Source organism: Bacillus cereus group sp. MYBK14-1 (assembly GCF_051916885.1).
GTDB lineage: Bacteria > Bacillota > Bacilli > Bacillales > Bacillaceae_G > Bacillus_A > Bacillus_A cereus.
This window is the reverse complement of the sequence record NZ_JBQAHM010000002.1, coordinates 23,938-40,476: the sequence shown is the minus strand read 5'-3', so window position 1 is coordinate 40,476 and position 16,539 is coordinate 23,938. Positions and strand designations below refer to the sequence as shown.

Below are 16,539 nucleotides of genomic sequence, written 5' to 3'. Positions count from 1 at the left end.
TCAAATTTAAGATTATCTAAAGGTATTTTATCATTTTTTCCAAAATGGAAAAAGCGATTTGTTGAAATAGCAAAAAAAGCTTGACTTTGCTGTAATAGCAAAATATTATATAGGTATACATTTGCTGTTTTAGCAAAAAAAGGAGATGGGAGTTTGGAGAAGTTAAATTTGGATTTTATTCAAAATAGACGTTTGGAACTACAGATTACGTTGTTAGATCTAGCAGAAGTGCTTGGTTTTAAGAATGCTTCTACGTATATGAAATACGAAAAAGGAAAGTATATGTTTAAGGCAAATCATTTGCCATTCATAGCAAAAGTATTAGATTGCAATATAGAGGATCTTTTTTTAAAATAAAATTTGCTAAAACAGCAAAATAAGGAGAGAGCTATGATCAATTTCGACATTGAATCATTCCGTCAAATCATCCGTGAAGAAGTGCAAAAAGCAACTGAGCATCTTCAACCAATGAAAGAATTACCACCATTTTTAACTATTACATATTAAACGTACTAAAGCATCTGAGTTATTAAACCGTTCTGATTTTCCAGTATGTCGCGAAGCAGGAGTTCTTATTCCTACACATCTTCTTTTTAAGTGGATGGAAAACCACACTGAATGGGTAGAAAACAATACAGAGTATTACAATCCATTTAAAGAATCCGTCTAATAATAAATTACCATAGTAAGTTGTCACAAATAAATATTGCTTTAGGTACGAATGGGGGAAGTAAACGATGTCCATAGGAAAAGAAGTTGCTATGGCACGCAAACGAAAGGGAATCACCCAAGAGCAACTCTCCTTAGAAATCCCAGTGAGTCGTGAGTCACTAGCAAAATATGAAACTGAACAACGACGCTTACCAGAAGATTTACGAAAATGCATTACAGAAGGAATTGATGATCCACAGTTATTTTTTAAAATGTGGAATGAAGCAACAGGTCATGTAAGTGTCCCATTCTTTAATGGAGAGAATATAGATCTTCATCCTACAAGCATGAGGTACATGGTCAATCAAGAAATAAATGAAGCTTTGAAACAACTCGATACGGTATGTTGGTTTAAGCCTTCACAAACTTGGTCCGAAAGTGAGAAAGAAGATTTGAAAAAGGTAATGCATGAAATCTTGGATGCTACAGGTTCGATGATGAGCCTCGTAGCGGTCCTATGTGATCAATATGGTATTTCGATGAAAGAAGTCTTTAAGTACTGGAAAGTATCATTACGAGCTAGGAAGTATATAAAAGCTTAATTTAATTATTTTATTGTGGAGGTTTAAGTTATGACAATTGATTATGCAAGTCCAACTTTAAATCAATATAAAACGCTAATTCGTAAGGAAGCAAATTTATATGGTGATATTCGAATTGCATCAGTTTGTGGAGACTATAGGAAAGCAAAAAAACTAAAGCAAGAGAAGAAGTTGATGGAGATAAGAATTCGAATTATAGAAGCAGCGTTCGTTTTGAAAAACAAAAATAAAAAAGAAAAGACTACCGCATAGCCCGCGATAGCCAAGAAAATTAACATATGAATTATAGCATACTACAATTTAATGCGACAAGCAATTGTGCTTGTCGTTATGATCAGAAAGGCTGAGCCCCCATTTTTTAATAGATTCTGCTTCTTCTTTCTGTTCATAACGATGCGTACAGTATCAAATTACTAGAAATGAGGAATAAGTCATGAAATCAGAATGTAATCGTCTGTTCGACTTAGTTCTACCAGGTGATTTTGCTTTTGCAAATGAATTACATAACTGCATGGTGACATGTATACATAACATGTTCAATGCTGGTTCATTAGAGGAAGTAAACCATTGGGAGAAGGAATTAAATAGATGCGCAAAAGAATTCAAGAGCCTTCGTAATGAAAAAGAGGATCACGATGTATCAAAGAGTTATCGTGTAGTTGTGAAAAGCCTTCAAGGGCAGGGGGTTAATGCATCATTAGTTAGTCGAAGAAAATAAAAAATCTATCACTTGGCAGAGTGAGAGATTTTAGACTCTTATAGAGAGTCTTTCTAAAAATAGAATTGGATTAAGTATATCAAAGCAAATCAAGTAAAACAATGGAGGATGAATAATATGGCAGTTTATAGACCTGTTCAAGTTTCATATTGGCAAGATGCTTTCGTTTTAGATCTTACACCGGAGGAAAAATACTTCTACTTATACTTAATGACTAATAGTAAAACTTCTCAGAGTGGTATCTATGAGCTTCCATTACGAGTGATAGAAATGGATACAGGGTATAACCGTGAAACGGTTGAGAAGCTGCTAGAGCGGTTTGCTGATTATGGGAAAATTTATTACAACAAAAAGACGAAAGAAATTATGTTGCTTAATTGGCTTAAATTTAATGCTATTACAAATTTGAATATTGAAAAGTGTGTGTTAAAAGAAATCCAGAATATTAAGTGTGAAGATTTTTTAATTGATTTTTATGAGACATGTTTAGAGTTAGAAAAGCAGCAAGATTTTAAAATTCCTCGTATTAAGGAATACTTCCAAGCTCGTTTTGAGTGGCTTATAAGGGGCTTCGAAGACCCTATGAAGGAAAAAGAAGAAACAAAAACAGAAACAAAAGAAAAAGAAGAAACAAAAACAAAAGAAGAAGCAGCAAGCAGCTCAAGTGATAAAAAAGTTGCAGAAGAAAATCCAATAGCATTTTATGAGCAAAACTTTGGAGTTCTTAAACCATTTGTGGCTGAAGGGATTAATGCGTGGATTGAAGATTTGAATGCACAGCTTGTTATTAAAGCAATGAAAATAGCTTTAGAAAAGAATGCACCTAATATGTCTTATGTACAAGGTATTTTAAGAGATTGGCATGCTAAGGGGTATAAGAGTATTACCGATGTTGAAGCTGCACAAGCTCAATTCCGTAAGAAATACCAGTCTCGTGGTGGGAGAAGTAATGCTCGAAAAGAAATTGTTCCTGATTGGTTACATACTCAAGATACGGAAACACATCCTCAGTCAGTAGAGCATAGTGAAATCGAATTAGAAGCTGAACGGAAACGTTTAGAACAAGTGTTATCTAAATATAAAAAAGAGGCTTAGGAGGATTGTAATGCCAAAGCAGTTAACAATATTTGATGTTGAGCCTGTAGTAGCATTCGATACTGAGAAAGCACACATTCATCGATTAAATTCTAAAGTTCGTTTTACGGATGTAGTTGTTCAAGTACCGAAACAAGTAAGAGCTACTGATGAATTAAAATCAACAACAGCGCCAGATGATCAGTATGAATTATTTGAGGAATATACAATTGGAATTTGGAGATTTAAGCGAGTGAAAGATAAACAGTTCGAGTGGGAAGAAGCGGAGGAGCTTTGCAAGTCTGCGAGAGATAATAAAGAACCGATTTCAATACGACTTTATTTATCATTAGAACAATCATTTATTCCTGATAATGTTGTGGAATATCTATAACAAAATAAAAAAGTCGAGATTGCTCCCGACTTGCTTCGACAAAATAATCATAACATATGGGAGTGGTTTTAATGGGAATTATTAAAGAAAATCTTGTAGAAATGACAGCTGAAATAGATTTGAAAATAAACGGAATATATGTTGTTAAAAATGGTCAGGTTCACTTAATAGAACCACCTCAAGGAGGATTTGGTGAACAATCATTTGTATATCAAAGTGGAAGAGTAATTCGTATGGAAGAACGAAAAACACAGTTACTTTAATCAAATTTGAATTTTGTTAAGAGATGAAATGTTGAACAAATGTGAATAATTAGATGATACTAGGGTAAAAGAAAAAGAACCCTTTAAAAGGATTCTTTTAGCGAGTCAATCTAACAATCACATTCGTAATCACGGTAATATTCATCGCACGAATCATTCTTATCATTGCAGCAGATACAAAAAGTTTTTTGGATTAAAATATCAATAAAATCAAGGATTTCAGTATTATTTGTGAGGGTAAGACTTTGGAAATCTTCTACTTGAAATACCCTTGTTTCATCTGGGACAAGAGTGACGATAATTGGTGTGGGGGACCTTCTTGTTCGAATAGTTACTTCAATCGAGCTGACATCACTGGGAACAGATATTTGAATTAATGTTTTATTATGGTTATTGGTGAAATCTTCAAAAACTCTTCTTGAAGCGCCAGGAGGTACGATAATAGTTAAAGGTGAATTTTCAGTTGGGGTGGTATTTGAACCAGCTACGGTATGAGTTTCGATGAAACAGTTCTCTTTTTGATAGTGAGAATTTGATTGTTCTTTATAATACTTGTTACGAGAATCATTTTGATTATTGCAGCAGATACAAAAAGTTTTTTGAATGAATATACCAATATTGCTATTGATATTAGTATTATTTGTGAGAGTGAGGCTATGGAAATCCTCTACTTGGAATACCTTGGTTTCACCTGCAACTATTGTTACAGTGATTGGCAGACGAGACCTTCTTGTTCGGATAGTTACTTCAATTGGTTGAGAAGTACCGGGAATGCGAAGATCAATTAATGTTTTATTGTGGTTATTGGTGAAATCTTCAAAAGCAGTTCTTGTAGTGTTAGCTGGTACGTTGAAATTTAAAGCTGTATTCGAACCAGTTATTGTATGGGTTTCGATAAAACAGTTATCTTTTTGATGGTGAGTATACGATTGTTTTTTATAATACTTTTTACCATCTTTATAAAAATAATCAGCCATACTTATGTTTCTCTCCTTTCTTTGAGATATCTATATATTTTATTTAAAAAAGAATAGAGTGTTTGTACAAAATAATAAAATCCGCTCTCGTAATTAATTAAAAACGTTATTTGATATGTAAATGTAAGAGCACTTCGGGAAATGCTCTGTAAAAACTATTCGTTCTAAAAAAGAATATAAAATATTTTATGAATTTATTTTTGATTTTGTGTGTGTTTTTTTGTACAAAAATTTCTTTGGAAACTGAAAACTAGATGCTATTATAGCACCTAGTTTTAAAGGAGTACTTGTACTAGTTTAATTTGACAATATTTAATTCCAAAGCATTTATTCCATTATCGCATGTACGAATGTCTGTTTCGCCTACAAAGCTATTATTTATAAGTTGAAGTGTTGAATTGGCTGGGACTGATAAAATAGTGTCCCCAATGAGTTGAGAGCAATCTACATCCTCTGAATCTTGTATTAAAAGACCGAAAGTAGCTTTGAAATTTGGAATCAGACTGTTATTTAATAGTATAGAAATGGTAGGCGAATAAGGGAATGAAAGGGCTACAGTCAAGTTAATCGAGGAAATGAAGGAAATTCGATAATCCCCAGCTTGTGTGATATTAATTGTGGTTGGATTTAACAGAGAAATTCCCCCTACCATAGGGTCAGCCTGATTAAAAGAAAAAGGGGATTCGAAAGGGACTGTAATGATTTCCGTTTGCCAAAAAGTTCCGTAAGCTACTGATAGTGATCCAGTCGGCCCAGTCGGCCCAGTCGGCCCAGTCGGCCCAGTCGGTCCAGTTGGCCCAGTCGGTAGTGTGAATGGTGGAACAGGTGGTAAAGTAGGTCCAACTAAATTAGGATTTATTGCAGTGGAAGATAAAAAATCGTCCATTATATTTTCACCTCTGAATAGTTAGTATTACTAATAGTAAATGCAGGGGGAGAGAAAAGCGAAATGGACAAGTGAGGAATTAGACAATGGAATTTTCATAAAAGCGTTATTTTGTATGTATCAAAAAAGAGCACCTTGTATGGGTGCCTAAATGGAGTGTATAGAATGATCAAGATAATTACTTACCACCATTTTATCTATATGTTTCAAATACAAAAACAGTATAAAATAGTTATTTTGCATAAAAAAACAGGAGTGCGTGGCCAAAGCACTCCATGATGCTAATGACAACACCTTTAAAAGTATATGAATGATTTTCATAAATATGTTTTTAAAACTTGAAACAAAATCGTTAGTTATTTGAATAGAAAGAGGAATTCAATTAAAAAGGGCCTGTTATAAACTACAGACCCTTTCCAAAAAAGACAATGTAGATTAACTGATTCAACAGGAGCCACCGGTCCAACGGGAGCGAAAGGAATCACAGGTTCAATATTAATATATGTCAAATGAATTTAAATATGATTAATCAAAGAATAATTTAACAAAACCCTTATTTCAACAGAAAAAAGAGCGCACGGGAAAGCGCTCTTTGAACAAGATTAAAATCGAAAAGTATCGGCAATTAAATCTTATGTATGTTTTCAGTTTATGTGCAAGGTTGAATCAAATCTTTATTTAAATAAAAAGAGCGCTAATCGAGAGCGCTCCTTATACCTCATTATAACGATAGTGATGAACTCACATTATATAGAAAGGCACTATTATTGTATGTCAAAGTATGAGATTAGTGAATGGATTTAGATAAAATCGTTATTTGAAAGTAAATAAAAAAAGAGCACACATATAAGTGTGCTCCTAGAATAAAAGGTTTGAACGTATGGACTGGAGTGCCCTATACAATAACATATGCTTGGCCAGTTAAAAGGTGAAAAAGTTTGTATAAAATTGGTGTGTAATCGTGAAATAAAAAAGAGCACTTACAGAAGTGCTCTTAGTAAAATGTCTATCCCTCTTGTTGGTAAAGGGTACATGGTATTATATGTGATGTTTTGATGATCGTGAAACATTTTTAATAAAAATGCTATTTGGATAGAAGTAACCTTTTTGAAAAGGACCTGTTGTGAGGGTAGGTCCTTTTTCGAAAAGGCTATTAAAAGAGTTTAAGTTAAGGCTACTTATATAATACAAGATATCGCTTATTGCTTCTAAATATTTAATGTTGAAAAAATTATGTACTTAATAAAAAAGCTATTATGCGTCTGAAAAAAAGGAGTGACTTATTAGGACACTCCCAGTCGCTAATAAATACCCAGTCTCATTAAAGTATATGTGAATTTTAACTAATAATGATTATAAAAACTTCATTTTGTATTAAGTTGGAATATAAAAGGGCACTTAGTAAAGTGCCCTCGTGACGAGACCGGTTTTATAATGACTATTTTATAAAGAAAGGAACTCAGAATATTATATGTGAATTCAGTTAATTGTGTGCCTTTTTACAAATAAAGAGCAGCTAGCAAAAGCTAACTGCTTTGTTGTCCAACAAGAGCATCACCACAATGCTTTGTAACTTAAAAGTTACAGTTATAGTATAAACAAAATTGAAAATGTTATGCAGGGAAAGCTTAATAAAAATTTCATTTTGTATTAGTTTAAAAGCCAAAAAGAGCACTTCATAAAAGTGCTCCCATGACGAGTTTCATTTTCTAAAAGAAAGGAATACACCATATCATACGAAGTTTGTCTGAAATGCGCTTGTGTTAATTAATTAGTATTTGAAAAAAGAGCAGCTAGCAAAAGCTAACTGTTCAACAGGTAATAATTTTTTTAGAGCAATCATCATACTAAAAGAAGATTGTACATTTAAAGGAACAATTTAACTTATCCGAGCGCCTTCAAAATAGGTTAGGCTCGGAATGCCAACAATATTTCCATTTGTTGATCCAGCTTCAGCAAATATATCAACTCTGTCACCAGCTTGTAATAGTGCGATAGTAGATGTTTTTACAATAAGTGATTCATTCGGTGAGCCACTTTGCTCGTTTCTAGATACACTAATTCCATTTACTCGTATGTCTAGAGTTATTGAGGACGATGAACCTGGAGTTGGGGTAAAGGCAATGCTTGTATCAAAAGTATATATACCATTTTGACGAGGAACAAATATCGATGTAGATGGATCATACTCATTATTAATATCAAATACCTCAACTGGAAATAAAATTCTAGTAGGTTCATTAGCAATCAGTGGTTGAAGGGTATTTTGTGTAGCCTTAAAAGCTGATTGTCTTTCACGATCATTTTTACAATTACAATACACTTTAATAATCGTTTTATCCGAGTCATGGCAAGAAGACCTGTGCTTTTTGTAATCATCTTCATAATAATAGCAATTATTACTATCAGAGTATTTTTTTCTATTCATTTTGCAATCATTCACTCCTTTTATTCTTATAATTTAATTTATTAGAAAAAAAGGAGAATTGAAGCGGTGTTTGTCCACATAATTTAAATTTTTTGACAGGATAATCAAATATAGGATTTGAGAGAAACGCGAGCAAGAAATTAAAAACAGCAGCTTGCAAAAGCTAACTGCTCCAAACAGGGATGTAACTCTAGATGTATGTATAGTATTGACGAAATATTGAGTTTTATTCAGTGGGTTACTTAAAGGTTTTTGTTTTATATTAATCCATATCCCACAAACAAAATAAATGCTAAAAACACAAATAATGACAATATTAGCAGGATCATTACTTTCCAATTATTTATCTTAGAGAATCCTATCAAACTAACAAAATATGTTCCTGTTGTAAAGACTAGTAAAATATATAAAAGATAAAAATATACTGTATCCATAATAGAGTCATTCATTGTAGGTGGCGATACTTTAAGGTATAAAAAGAATAAACTAATACAAATGATTGAAAATATAGAAGACCATAACTTTATTGTATGTTTTATGTTTTCCCCTTTGTTATTAAACATGTTTTTTATTATATTTTATTGGAATTTAAAGGGGAAAGAAATAGAATGTGAATAGTAAGAATGTTTTTAACGAAAAAATAAAGTGAAAGCAAACTGAATATAGTCCGGCTAGAAAACTAGAGGACACCAATTTTTAGAGCAGCGATAAAGCTGTTTTAAGAAATGGTGTCCTCTTTATTTTTGAAAGGGGATGTGGGGAATGAAGGTATTAAAAGATCAGGTACGTGAATGGAAAAAGCAATGAAAACAAGCTAAGAAGAAAAAACGAAAATAGAAATTTAGTACTTGTGAAATTGAAGATTTGATGAGGATACATAGACCTTGTAATGAGTAGAGACGTGGAGCTATAAGACAAAATTAATTAAAAAATAAAAAGGAGTGGTCTTACATGACTAAACAATTATCTTTCTTACCAAAAATCGATAGAACGGCAACACAAGAGGAATTAGAAGGCGTGTTGGAAAGTGTACGTATACATAGACAATTCGGGATGATGCGTAAAGAAATGAAGGTCACTCCTTCTTATGAAATGCGTGAGCACGGTCCTACACATGTAGTTGGTAAACCGTTAGAAGATGTTGCATTAGCAAATATTCAACAAAGTAAACGAGAAGAGTGGCTTGAAAGAATGTCAGTACGTATTGATCAGTTTCTAAATCGATTAGGAAACGGACGTGCAGGAAGTATTCAAAGAGATATTATTTATAAACGTTATTTAGAAGAAGAGGATGTGTGTGACTACATGGTTTATAACGAGATAGGGATGTCAGAGCGCACTTATCGACGTTGGAAATCTAAAGCATTTTATAAACTTGCTTTTGCACTTGGATTAGAAATTTATGAGACAGAAGAAACGGGAGGTAATGAATAATGAATTTTGTTCAACCGATACGTAATCCAGAGTAAATACAGCAGCTAAAAGATTATTTTAAGGAAAAGAGCTTGCGTAATTACATTCTCTTCATTATGGGTATTAATACAGGTCTTAGAATCTCAGATATTTTGAAACTAAAAGTAGAGGATGTCAAAGGCAGTCATATATCTATGAGGGAAAAGAAAACAGGGAAACAAAAACGTATACAAATTACTGCAGCACTGAAAAGAGAACTTAAAAGGTTTATTGAAGAAAGAGAAGACAATGAGTATTTACTACAAAGCAGACAAGGGAAGAATCGTCCAATTGGTCGTAGCATGGCATATAAGATATTAAGTGGAGCAGCGGCAGAGTTTGGATTAGATGAGATAGGAACACATACGCTGAGAAAGACATACGGGTACCATATGTACATGCAAACGAAAAATATAGCATTACTTATGGAGATATTCAATCATTCGTCAGAGAAGGTCACACTACGCTATATAGGCGTAAACCAAGATGCAATGGATAAAGCAATGACTAGGTTTAAAATCTAAGCATTGCTTTTTCTTTTTAAATCTAGGGGGATTGTAGCATTTTGAAGAAATGCTGATATAATTGCTGATCCAAGTCGAGCAACTATTTAAGAGATAAACGCCTTTTGGATAGGAATAATTTACTTTTACTTCCTAAAACGATAATTATGTAAATAAGCTGTCCATATGGGCAGCTTATTTTATTTTCTACATAGCGTAGGTTATTTTGCAACATACTGGTGGTATCCCATGCCCATCAAGCTAAGATTTTAAGACACCCCATAACGAGAACTTTACCTTTTCAAAATTATTTATGAGAATTCGGCTCATTTTTTCCGTTTTGTGGAAGAATCAACTTAAGAAAAATAAATACCTCAAAAACGAAAAAAATGAGTTTGCGTAGTAAAAATTAGTACCAAATTTGGGCCTGTGGTTACTATAAAATTTTAGCTTGATAGGCATGAGGGCACGCTTACCGAATGAAATAAAACTTACATTAATACATTCTTGAAAATTGAATCCTTGATTTTTTAGTGCAATAAGGATCTTCTAAGCTATATTGAAGCATCAAAGTTTTTATTCAAAAATTTTAGGTATAAAATAAAAAAAGATCTCTAAAAAATAGAGATCTTTTTTTAACTAAGGAATTGAAAGCTTAGATAATTATTTAGATTTAGTAATTATCATATTTATTTTTACAATCTTTTTTGTGATGAGGGTAATAAGGTTCAAAACGACAATAGCATTTTTTCACGTAGTATTTTTTGTAGTAGTAGTCATAGTCATAGTCTTCATATCTATATTTATCTTTTTTATAATCATCACAATCATGTCTTTCTTTTTTATGATGACCACAATCACGTTTCCAATAACTCATATTTATTCTCTCCTTTATTTTTTTATATAAGACACTCTTATAATATGCTTTTTTTATTTCCTAGTATCAGCTTGTCCCCTAGATTAGTTCAAAAAGGGGGAATGCCCATGCCCACAACTTTAAGTAAACAAATCCACCCAAAAACGAAAAAATGATCTTTTTAAGTGCAAGTTAGCACAAAATTTCGTTCTAGGGGGAGTTGTATTTTCTTAACTTGATGGTGATGTGGTGGTATCCCTATACAGTTACTCATAATTTTCGTACTGTGTAACTCAAAAGAGAAAGTTAAATGAAATCAATGATACCAAGGGATTCAGCGAAGGACGCAGTTACACACAATATAAGAAATGGGTAAGTGAAGAAACGGTATAAAAAGAAGCGTAGTTCGTCAAATGAACGTAACGCTTCATTATCATCAAGTTAAGAAATTCATTGTTTCCGATTAATAGTATCCGTTTTATGTAATTGTTATAGATTTTGAAAGAATAAAAAATCGCCTTAGTAAAGGCGATTCATAGTTTATTCATTTTGCATTCTTTTGATAAGTAAGTATCTTTTAAATACAATGTTCTATATTAACGTCTTTCTGGTTCTTTTTCTTTTCTTCTAAGACCAAATAAACCTGCTAGTCCTAATAAACCAAGCCACGCCCAATTATTATTATTATTATCACGATCATTGTTCAAATCATTCGTTGTATTCACATTTCGAGTTCTAGTATCATTATTCACTCTATTCATATTATTGTCATTAACTCGAGTTGTAATACCATTATTATTAACTCTATCCATATTATTTCCATCGTATTCAGCATGAACATTGGTACCAAAAACCATAATAGTTAGTAATAGGGCACTTAAAATAGATGAGAATTTTTTCTTCATAGTTTTCCCCTCCTTTCATATTCAGTAATGTCTCCGGTTTCTTTAGACAATATTCGTTTGAAAATATATAAAACCATTTGAATTGAAATTATGATAAACATCTTTAATTTTTATTATTAAAAGTACTTATAATAATTAATTAAGTTAATTGAAATGTATTTATTATTTATAAGAATAAATTTTTGGTAACGGTACATTCTATGAGGGGTAATTACTATATTTGGGTAAGGTGTTCCTTATGAGTTATAAGAACTTATTTTCTTTAATCCAGAACATGGTTAGGAAAATTTTTTCTATAGTAAGTATTGTTGCTAAAAGTCTAATTTCTTTAAGGAGGAATATTTTTATGGGTATTTTAAGTGGAAATCCACAAAATGAACCAATGCACTATGGAGAGGTCTTTGGGATTTGGAGTTACCTTGCAGCGGCACAAGGTGCAATTGCTGGATATCAAGTTCTAATTAACCACACAGGAGACGAGGATTTAAAGAAATTTTTAGAAAACCTTGTAGAGAATGATATCCAATCAGAGGTTGAAGAATTAAAAAATTTATTAAAATTAAATGGAGTTGCATTACCGCCAGCACCTCCAGAAAGACCGGTTGCATCTATTGAAACGATTCCTCCTGGTGCTCGTATTAATGATGCGGAAATTGCAGCTAAAGTTTCTATGGATCTTGCTGCTGGGTTAGTAGCATGTAGCCAAGCTATGGGACAATCCCTTCGAGAAGATGTAGGAATGATGTTTGGTCAATTTCATATGAAAAAAGCACAAGCTGGAGCTATATTACTTCGTCTGAATAAGAAAAAAGGTTGGATTATTCCGCCTCCATTACATGTTCTACAATCAGATCAAGCATAATACCTAAATAAAATTCAATCTATTCTTTGACTGTTGCAGTGAGGTTGTCTAGAAAAATAAAGGTTATTAGTGAATTAAAATAAGTGGCAGAGTCGTGACCGCTTTTTGGCAGGAAATGTGCCGGTTGTTTTGGTATAAACGTGTTATATTTGTATTGTGAGAAGTGGCGGAAAACACTACCCACTATGTTTTTTCTAAAATTCTAAACGGTTCGTAATGACGGCGCATAAAATCCGAAACCAGCAGATGGTAGTGATTGAATGATACCGTTATTAAGGAGAGCTTTTGCTCTTCTTCCAGTTACTTAATAATGCATAAAAAGATTGGTGCAGCCACATTAGGTGATTGGAAGAAGGGTAAAACTTTATTTACCGTAATTAAAATACAAATAAATAATTGATATCAGAGCATCCATTCAGGTTCTTTTTCTTTTGATATGCTAATTAATCACAAATCGGTATTCCAAGCACTCTTAGAGCTAATGCTACTTGAAGAGAGATCTCTAATCTAGCAATCTCGATACCAGCTACTGTAAGAACTAAAAAGGTTGGCCATTTACAAACACAACGCAACTTTCCATGGTTACGCCTCCCTTCTAGTAAACTACTACAGTATATGAATTGAATATCAATATGTAATAGTTAAATTGATAGATTTACCTTGTTCTAAGAAAACAAACTCAACACAAACCAAATATTGTAAATAAGTTTCAAAAACTATCTAATGTAACAAATCATATATTTTGTTACATTAGATTTATGAATAGAAATGCCGTTATATCAACGTTTCTTTCTATTTTAAAAAATAACTACCACATTTTATGTAACATATTGTATAATAAAGATACATATAATGTAACATAACGTGTGGAGGGGTAAGGAATGAAGTTTGTGCAACCAATTCGAGATAAGAAAAAATTAGAAGAAGTGAAAGAAGTTTTACGTCGCCAATCTTATCGTGATTTGTTTTTATTTGAAATGGGAATCAATACAGGTCTAAGAATTAGTGACTTATTAAAGTTACATGTAAATGATGTGAAAGAAAGAACTCACATTGTTATTAAAGAACAGAAGACTGGAAAAGAGAAACGTTTCATTATCAATACAACGTTAAGAGAAAAAATAAATGAGTATGTAAATAGAATGAACGAAACAGATTGCTTATTTGCTTCTAAAAAGACAGGGAAACCGATCACGAGAATCCAAGCTTATCGAATTATGAACGCTGCTGCTGAAAAAGTAGGGCTTGATGAAATTGGAACGCACACTCTTAGAAAAACTTTTGGATATCATTATTACCAAAAGACAAAAGATGTAGTAATGCTACAAACAATCTTTAATCATTCTGCTCCATCGATTACATTACGTTATATAGGAATCCAACAAGATGAGATAGATAAATCATTAGAAGATTTCAGTTTATAAATTAGAAACCAAAAAAGTAGCGATTACGCTGCTTTTTTATTTTGTAAAGCAATTAGCGTGAGGTGGTGTAAATGGAAGAAGAAACTATAAACGTTCCTACATGCTCTGTTTGTAATGAGCCGTGCATGTGGACATTAAAAATGCCATTAACTATTACTCATTTTGATAAAACATATCTCCGTGAAGCAAATACGGATAATGCTCATATATGCATTGAGTGTTTAGAGAAGGAAGTGCAAACAATTGGATAAGGGGGCAGGTGTTATGTAATTATGGCCAGACAACGAAGTCCAGACCGTAACAAAGCGTATGAAATATTTAAAGAACATAATGGTGATATTACGAATCGTAAAATTGCTGAATTGTTGTCTACATCCGAAAAAACTGTAAGTGAAAAAACGGTTGGAGGATGGAAATCCAAAGATGGATGGATAGACAAATTAAATGGAGTACTCCATAAAAATGAACGGAGTACTCCAAAAAGAAACCAGGAGCACCCAAGGGTAATAAGAATGCTGTAAACAATCGTGGTGGAGCACCCAAGGGTAATAAAAATGCTGTCGGTAATTCCGGTGGCGCTGCTCCACTACGTAATGGTAATGCTGCTACTCATGGTTTATATAGAAAGTACTTACCGCAAGAAATATATGATTTAAAAGAAGAATTAAAAGAAGCAGTTAACAACGATTCCTTAACAATCATTTGGGATAGTATTATGCTGCAGTACACTCAAATCATCCATGCTCAACGTATTATGTTTGTTAAAGACAACGAAGACATGACCAAAGAACTGCGGAAAAATAAACTTACTGAAAGTGGTTTTGAAGAAGAGTGGGAGATACAATTCGCTTGGGATAAACAAGCTAGTTTCTTAAATGCTCAATCGAAAGCAATGTCAACGCTAGTAAATCTAATTGAAAAATACGATAGATTAGCTAATACAGAAGAACAAAAACTACGCATTGAGAAACTCAAGAAAGAGATCGCTGCTATTAAAGTTGATGGTGATACTAATCAGAATACAGAAGACTGGAAAGAGTCTCTTATGAAGATAGCAGAGCGCAGACGTAAGCAAAAGGAAGCTGAACAAAATGAGTAATACGGCTTTTAGCGAATTTATGGAGATTATCGATATTTATTGGGATGATCCTGTAGCGTTTGCTGAGGATATGCTAGGTTTTTATCCGGATGAATGGCAGAGAAAGGTTCTTATGGATTTGGCACAAAGTCCAAAGGTTTCAGTGCGTTCTGGCCAAGGTGTTGGTAAAACAGGTCTTGAGTCAGTTGTTGTTATCTGGTTCCTCTGCTGTAGGCCGAATCCAAAAGTTATTTGTACAGCTCCCACAAAGGAACAGTTATTTACTGTACTTTGGGCTGAAATAGCGAAGTGGTTAGAAGGTAGTGCAGTTAAAAATCTACTTAAATGGACTAAAACACGAGTATACATGATTGGTAGTGAAGAACGTTGGTTTGCTACTGCTAGAACGGCAACAAAGCCGGAGAATATGCAAGGTTTTCACGAAGATTATATGTTATTTGTATGTGATGAAGCTTCTGGTATAGCAGATCCTATTATGGAAGCTATACTTGGTACTTTATCTGGCGCAGAAAATAAATTGTTTTTATGCGGAAACCCAACAAGAACAAGCGGTGTATTTTATGATTCTCATAATCGTGACAGAGATTTATATAAAATACATAAAGTCTCTAGCTTAGATAGCCCTCGAACCAGTAAAGACAATATAGAAGTATTGAAAAAGAAATATGGTGAGGGTTCAGATGTTTGGCGTGTACGTGTACTTGGTGAATTTCCTAAAGCAGAAGCAGATGCATTTATCCCGTTAGAAATTGTAGAGCAAGCAGCATCTTGTAAAGTGGAGCCAACTGGTGAAACACTTGACTTAGGTGTTGACGTTGCGCGATTTGGTGATGATGAAACTGTAATTGTTCCAAGGATAGGAAATAAAGTCTTTAAATTATTAAACCACTATAAACAAGATACTATGGAAACTGCTGGTCATGTATTGAAATTAGCTAAGGAATACATGGCAAAGTACAAGCAGTTAAAAAGAGTGGATATAAAAGTCGATGATAGTGGTGTTGGTGGTGGTGTTACGGACAGATTGAAAGAAGTTATTAAATCTGAACGATTACCATTCAAAGTATATCCGGTTGTGAATAACGGGAAGCCGCTTGATGATGAGCATTATGATAATGCAGGTACAGAAGGTTGGGCCGTTGTAAGAGATTTACTTGAAGAGAATATGAAAGCATTTATACAGGGTGAAGAACCTACAATGGAGATTCCAAATGATGAAAAAATGATTTCTCAATTTTCTAGCCGTAAATACAGAATAACAAGTAGAGGTAAGATTGCATTAGAGCGAAAAGAAGAAATGAAGAAACGCGGATTGCAATCACCCGATAGAGCAGATGCTATAGTTCTAGCCTTCTATAAACCGAAAGTAGTTATGGGCGGTAAGGTTAAAAGAGTGTAGTCGGACATTTATTGTTCGGCTATTTCTTTTGATCTCTATTAATAGA

18 protein-coding genes and 3 pseudogenes are annotated in these 16,539 nt (G+C 33.2%); 15 read left to right on the top strand and 6 right to left on the bottom strand.

Going from position 1 to position 16,539, the window contains the following annotated elements; genetic code table 11:
* Nucleotides 1-153: 153 nt before the first annotated feature.
* The 8 genes and pseudogenes from ACTFR3_RS06185 (at nt 154) to ACTFR3_RS06150 (ending at nt 3,702) form a co-directional block, all read left to right on the top strand.
* Complete coding sequence (locus ACTFR3_RS06185; protein ID WP_000413421.1) at nt 154-357, top strand: helix-turn-helix domain-containing protein; 204 nt, start codon at nt 154-156, stop codon at nt 355-357.
* A 33-nt stretch (nt 358-390) separates the two neighbouring features.
* Nucleotides 391-670, top strand: a pseudogene (locus tag ACTFR3_RS06180) (DNA-binding protein).
* A gap of 67 nt (nt 671-737) precedes the next feature.
* Nucleotides 738-1,253: a helix-turn-helix domain-containing protein gene (locus ACTFR3_RS06175; protein ID WP_000022024.1), complete on the top strand. Its 516-nt coding sequence runs from the start codon at nt 738-740 to the stop codon at nt 1,251-1,253.
* Nucleotides 1,254-1,283: 30 nt separating this feature from the next.
* Nucleotides 1,284-1,505, top strand: a complete 222-nt coding sequence (locus tag ACTFR3_RS06170) for a hypothetical protein (RefSeq protein WP_000151155.1) — start codon at nt 1,284-1,286, stop codon at nt 1,503-1,505.
* Between the two features lie 181 nt (nt 1,506-1,686).
* A complete protein-coding gene (locus ACTFR3_RS06165) occupies nt 1,687-1,971 on the top strand; it encodes a hypothetical protein (protein ID WP_000834161.1) in 285 nt (94 codons plus the stop codon).
* A gap of 117 nt (nt 1,972-2,088) precedes the next feature.
* Nucleotides 2,089-3,066, top strand: a complete 978-nt coding sequence (locus ACTFR3_RS06160; protein ID WP_098852624.1) for a DnaD domain-containing protein — start codon at nt 2,089-2,091, stop codon at nt 3,064-3,066.
* A gap of 10 nt (nt 3,067-3,076) precedes the next feature.
* On the top strand, nt 3,077-3,439 hold the full coding sequence (locus ACTFR3_RS06155; RefSeq protein ID WP_098852625.1) for a cell division protein SepF: 363 nt from the start codon (nt 3,077-3,079) through the stop codon (nt 3,437-3,439).
* Nucleotides 3,440-3,510: 71 nt separating this feature from the next.
* Complete coding sequence (locus ACTFR3_RS06150) at nt 3,511-3,702, top strand: DUF3954 domain-containing protein (RefSeq protein WP_098852626.1); 192 nt, start codon at nt 3,511-3,513, stop codon at nt 3,700-3,702.
* 110 nt (nt 3,703-3,812) lie between these two features.
* Here ACTFR3_RS06150 and ACTFR3_RS06145 read toward each other — a convergent pair whose 3' ends face one another.
* From ACTFR3_RS06145 to ACTFR3_RS06135, 3 genes are all read right to left on the bottom strand, one after another.
* Complete coding sequence (locus ACTFR3_RS06145) at nt 3,813-4,679, bottom strand: exosporium protein D (RefSeq protein ID WP_098852627.1); 867 nt, start codon at nt 4,677-4,679, stop codon at nt 3,813-3,815.
* Between the two features lie 292 nt (nt 4,680-4,971).
* Nucleotides 4,972-5,565: an exosporium leader peptide-containing protein gene (locus tag ACTFR3_RS06140; protein WP_098852628.1), complete on the bottom strand. Its 594-nt coding sequence runs from the start codon at nt 5,563-5,565 to the stop codon at nt 4,972-4,974.
* A gap of 1,879 nt (nt 5,566-7,444) precedes the next feature.
* Nucleotides 7,445-7,888: a C1q-like domain-containing protein gene (locus tag ACTFR3_RS06135; protein WP_322373041.1), complete on the bottom strand. Its 444-nt coding sequence runs from the start codon at nt 7,886-7,888 to the stop codon at nt 7,445-7,447.
* A gap of 1,056 nt (nt 7,889-8,944) precedes the next feature.
* Between ACTFR3_RS06135 and ACTFR3_RS06130 the strand changes: the two genes are divergently transcribed.
* Both ACTFR3_RS06130 and ACTFR3_RS06125 read left to right on the top strand, forming a co-directional pair.
* Nucleotides 8,945-9,427, top strand: coding sequence for an ArpU family phage packaging/lysis transcriptional regulator (locus ACTFR3_RS06130; protein ID WP_440044263.1), 483 nt, complete (start codon nt 8,945-8,947; stop codon nt 9,425-9,427).
* Nucleotides 9,428-9,462: 35 nt separating this feature from the next.
* Complete coding sequence (locus tag ACTFR3_RS06125; protein WP_440044378.1) at nt 9,463-9,969, top strand: site-specific integrase; 507 nt, start codon at nt 9,463-9,465, stop codon at nt 9,967-9,969.
* 652 nt (nt 9,970-10,621) lie between these two features.
* Here the strand turns inward: ACTFR3_RS06125 and ACTFR3_RS06120 are convergent.
* Complete coding sequence (locus ACTFR3_RS06120) at nt 10,622-10,825, bottom strand: hypothetical protein (protein WP_440044262.1); 204 nt, start codon at nt 10,823-10,825, stop codon at nt 10,622-10,624.
* 575 nt (nt 10,826-11,400) lie between these two features.
* Nucleotides 11,401-11,709: a WGxxGxxG family protein gene (locus ACTFR3_RS06115; protein ID WP_290102363.1), complete on the bottom strand. Its 309-nt coding sequence runs from the start codon at nt 11,707-11,709 to the stop codon at nt 11,401-11,403.
* Nucleotides 11,710-12,055: 346 nt separating this feature from the next.
* On the opposite strand from ACTFR3_RS06115, the gene ACTFR3_RS06110 reads away from it, so the two are divergent.
* Complete coding sequence (locus ACTFR3_RS06110) at nt 12,056-12,571, top strand: DUF3231 family protein (protein WP_290102364.1); 516 nt, start codon at nt 12,056-12,058, stop codon at nt 12,569-12,571.
* A gap of 443 nt (nt 12,572-13,014) precedes the next feature.
* On the opposite strand, the pseudogene ACTFR3_RS06105 reads toward ACTFR3_RS06110, so the two are convergent.
* Nucleotides 13,015-13,151 (bottom strand): annotated as a pseudogene (locus ACTFR3_RS06105) (DUF3956 domain-containing protein).
* A gap of 301 nt (nt 13,152-13,452) precedes the next feature.
* On the opposite strand from ACTFR3_RS06105, the gene ACTFR3_RS06100 reads away from it, so the two are divergent.
* From ACTFR3_RS06100 to ACTFR3_RS06085, 4 genes and pseudogenes are all read left to right on the top strand, one after another.
* Nucleotides 13,453-13,995, top strand: coding sequence for a site-specific integrase (locus ACTFR3_RS06100; RefSeq protein WP_440044259.1), 543 nt, complete (start codon nt 13,453-13,455; stop codon nt 13,993-13,995).
* 71 nt (nt 13,996-14,066) lie between these two features.
* Complete coding sequence (locus ACTFR3_RS06095) at nt 14,067-14,246, top strand: hypothetical protein (RefSeq protein ID WP_000390790.1); 180 nt, start codon at nt 14,067-14,069, stop codon at nt 14,244-14,246.
* A 21-nt stretch (nt 14,247-14,267) separates the two neighbouring features.
* Nucleotides 14,268-15,094 (top strand): annotated as a pseudogene (terS, locus tag ACTFR3_RS06090) (phage terminase small subunit).
* Nucleotides 15,087-16,493, top strand: coding sequence for a DEAD/DEAH box helicase family protein (locus tag ACTFR3_RS06085; protein ID WP_324656352.1), 1,407 nt, complete (start codon nt 15,087-15,089; stop codon nt 16,491-16,493). Before terS ends, ACTFR3_RS06085 begins: the two are co-directional and overlap by 8 nt.
* The last annotated feature ends 46 nt before the right edge of the window (nt 16,494-16,539 follow it).

What these genes read in the sequence shown, in the direction of transcription:
- ACTFR3_RS06165 (WP_000834161.1), top strand. Translation starts at nt 1,687, where the DNA reads ATGAAATCAGAATGTAATCGTCTGTTCGACTTAGTTCTACCAGGTGAT.
- ACTFR3_RS06155 (WP_098852625.1), top strand. Translation starts at nt 3,077, where the DNA reads ATGCCAAAGCAGTTAACAATATTTGATGTTGAGCCTGTAGTAGCATTC.
- ACTFR3_RS06085 (WP_324656352.1), top strand. Translation starts at nt 15,087, where the DNA reads ATGAGTAATACGGCTTTTAGCGAATTTATGGAGATTATCGATATTTAT.
- ACTFR3_RS06095 (WP_000390790.1), top strand. Translation starts at nt 14,067, where the DNA reads ATGGAAGAAGAAACTATAAACGTTCCTACATGCTCTGTTTGTAATGAG.
- ACTFR3_RS06170 (WP_000151155.1), top strand. Translation starts at nt 1,284, where the DNA reads ATGACAATTGATTATGCAAGTCCAACTTTAAATCAATATAAAACGCTA.
- ACTFR3_RS06120 (WP_440044262.1), bottom strand. Translation starts at nt 10,825, where the DNA reads ATGAGTTATTGGAAACGTGATTGTGGTCATCATAAAAAAGAAAGACAT.
- ACTFR3_RS06145 (WP_098852627.1), bottom strand. Translation starts at nt 4,679, where the DNA reads ATGGCTGATTATTTTTATAAAGATGGTAAAAAGTATTATAAAAAACAA.
- ACTFR3_RS06175 (WP_000022024.1), top strand. Translation starts at nt 738, where the DNA reads ATGTCCATAGGAAAAGAAGTTGCTATGGCACGCAAACGAAAGGGAATC.
- ACTFR3_RS06100 (WP_440044259.1), top strand. Translation starts at nt 13,453, where the DNA reads ATGAAGTTTGTGCAACCAATTCGAGATAAGAAAAAATTAGAAGAAGTG.
- ACTFR3_RS06110 (WP_290102364.1), top strand. Translation starts at nt 12,056, where the DNA reads ATGGGTATTTTAAGTGGAAATCCACAAAATGAACCAATGCACTATGGA.
- ACTFR3_RS06115 (WP_290102363.1), bottom strand. Translation starts at nt 11,709, where the DNA reads ATGAAGAAAAAATTCTCATCTATTTTAAGTGCCCTATTACTAACTATT.
- ACTFR3_RS06150 (WP_098852626.1), top strand. Translation starts at nt 3,511, where the DNA reads ATGGGAATTATTAAAGAAAATCTTGTAGAAATGACAGCTGAAATAGAT.
- ACTFR3_RS06160 (WP_098852624.1), top strand. Translation starts at nt 2,089, where the DNA reads ATGGCAGTTTATAGACCTGTTCAAGTTTCATATTGGCAAGATGCTTTC.
- ACTFR3_RS06140 (WP_098852628.1), bottom strand. Translation starts at nt 5,565, where the DNA reads ATGGACGATTTTTTATCTTCCACTGCAATAAATCCTAATTTAGTTGGA.
- ACTFR3_RS06130 (WP_440044263.1), top strand. Translation starts at nt 8,945, where the DNA reads ATGACTAAACAATTATCTTTCTTACCAAAAATCGATAGAACGGCAACA.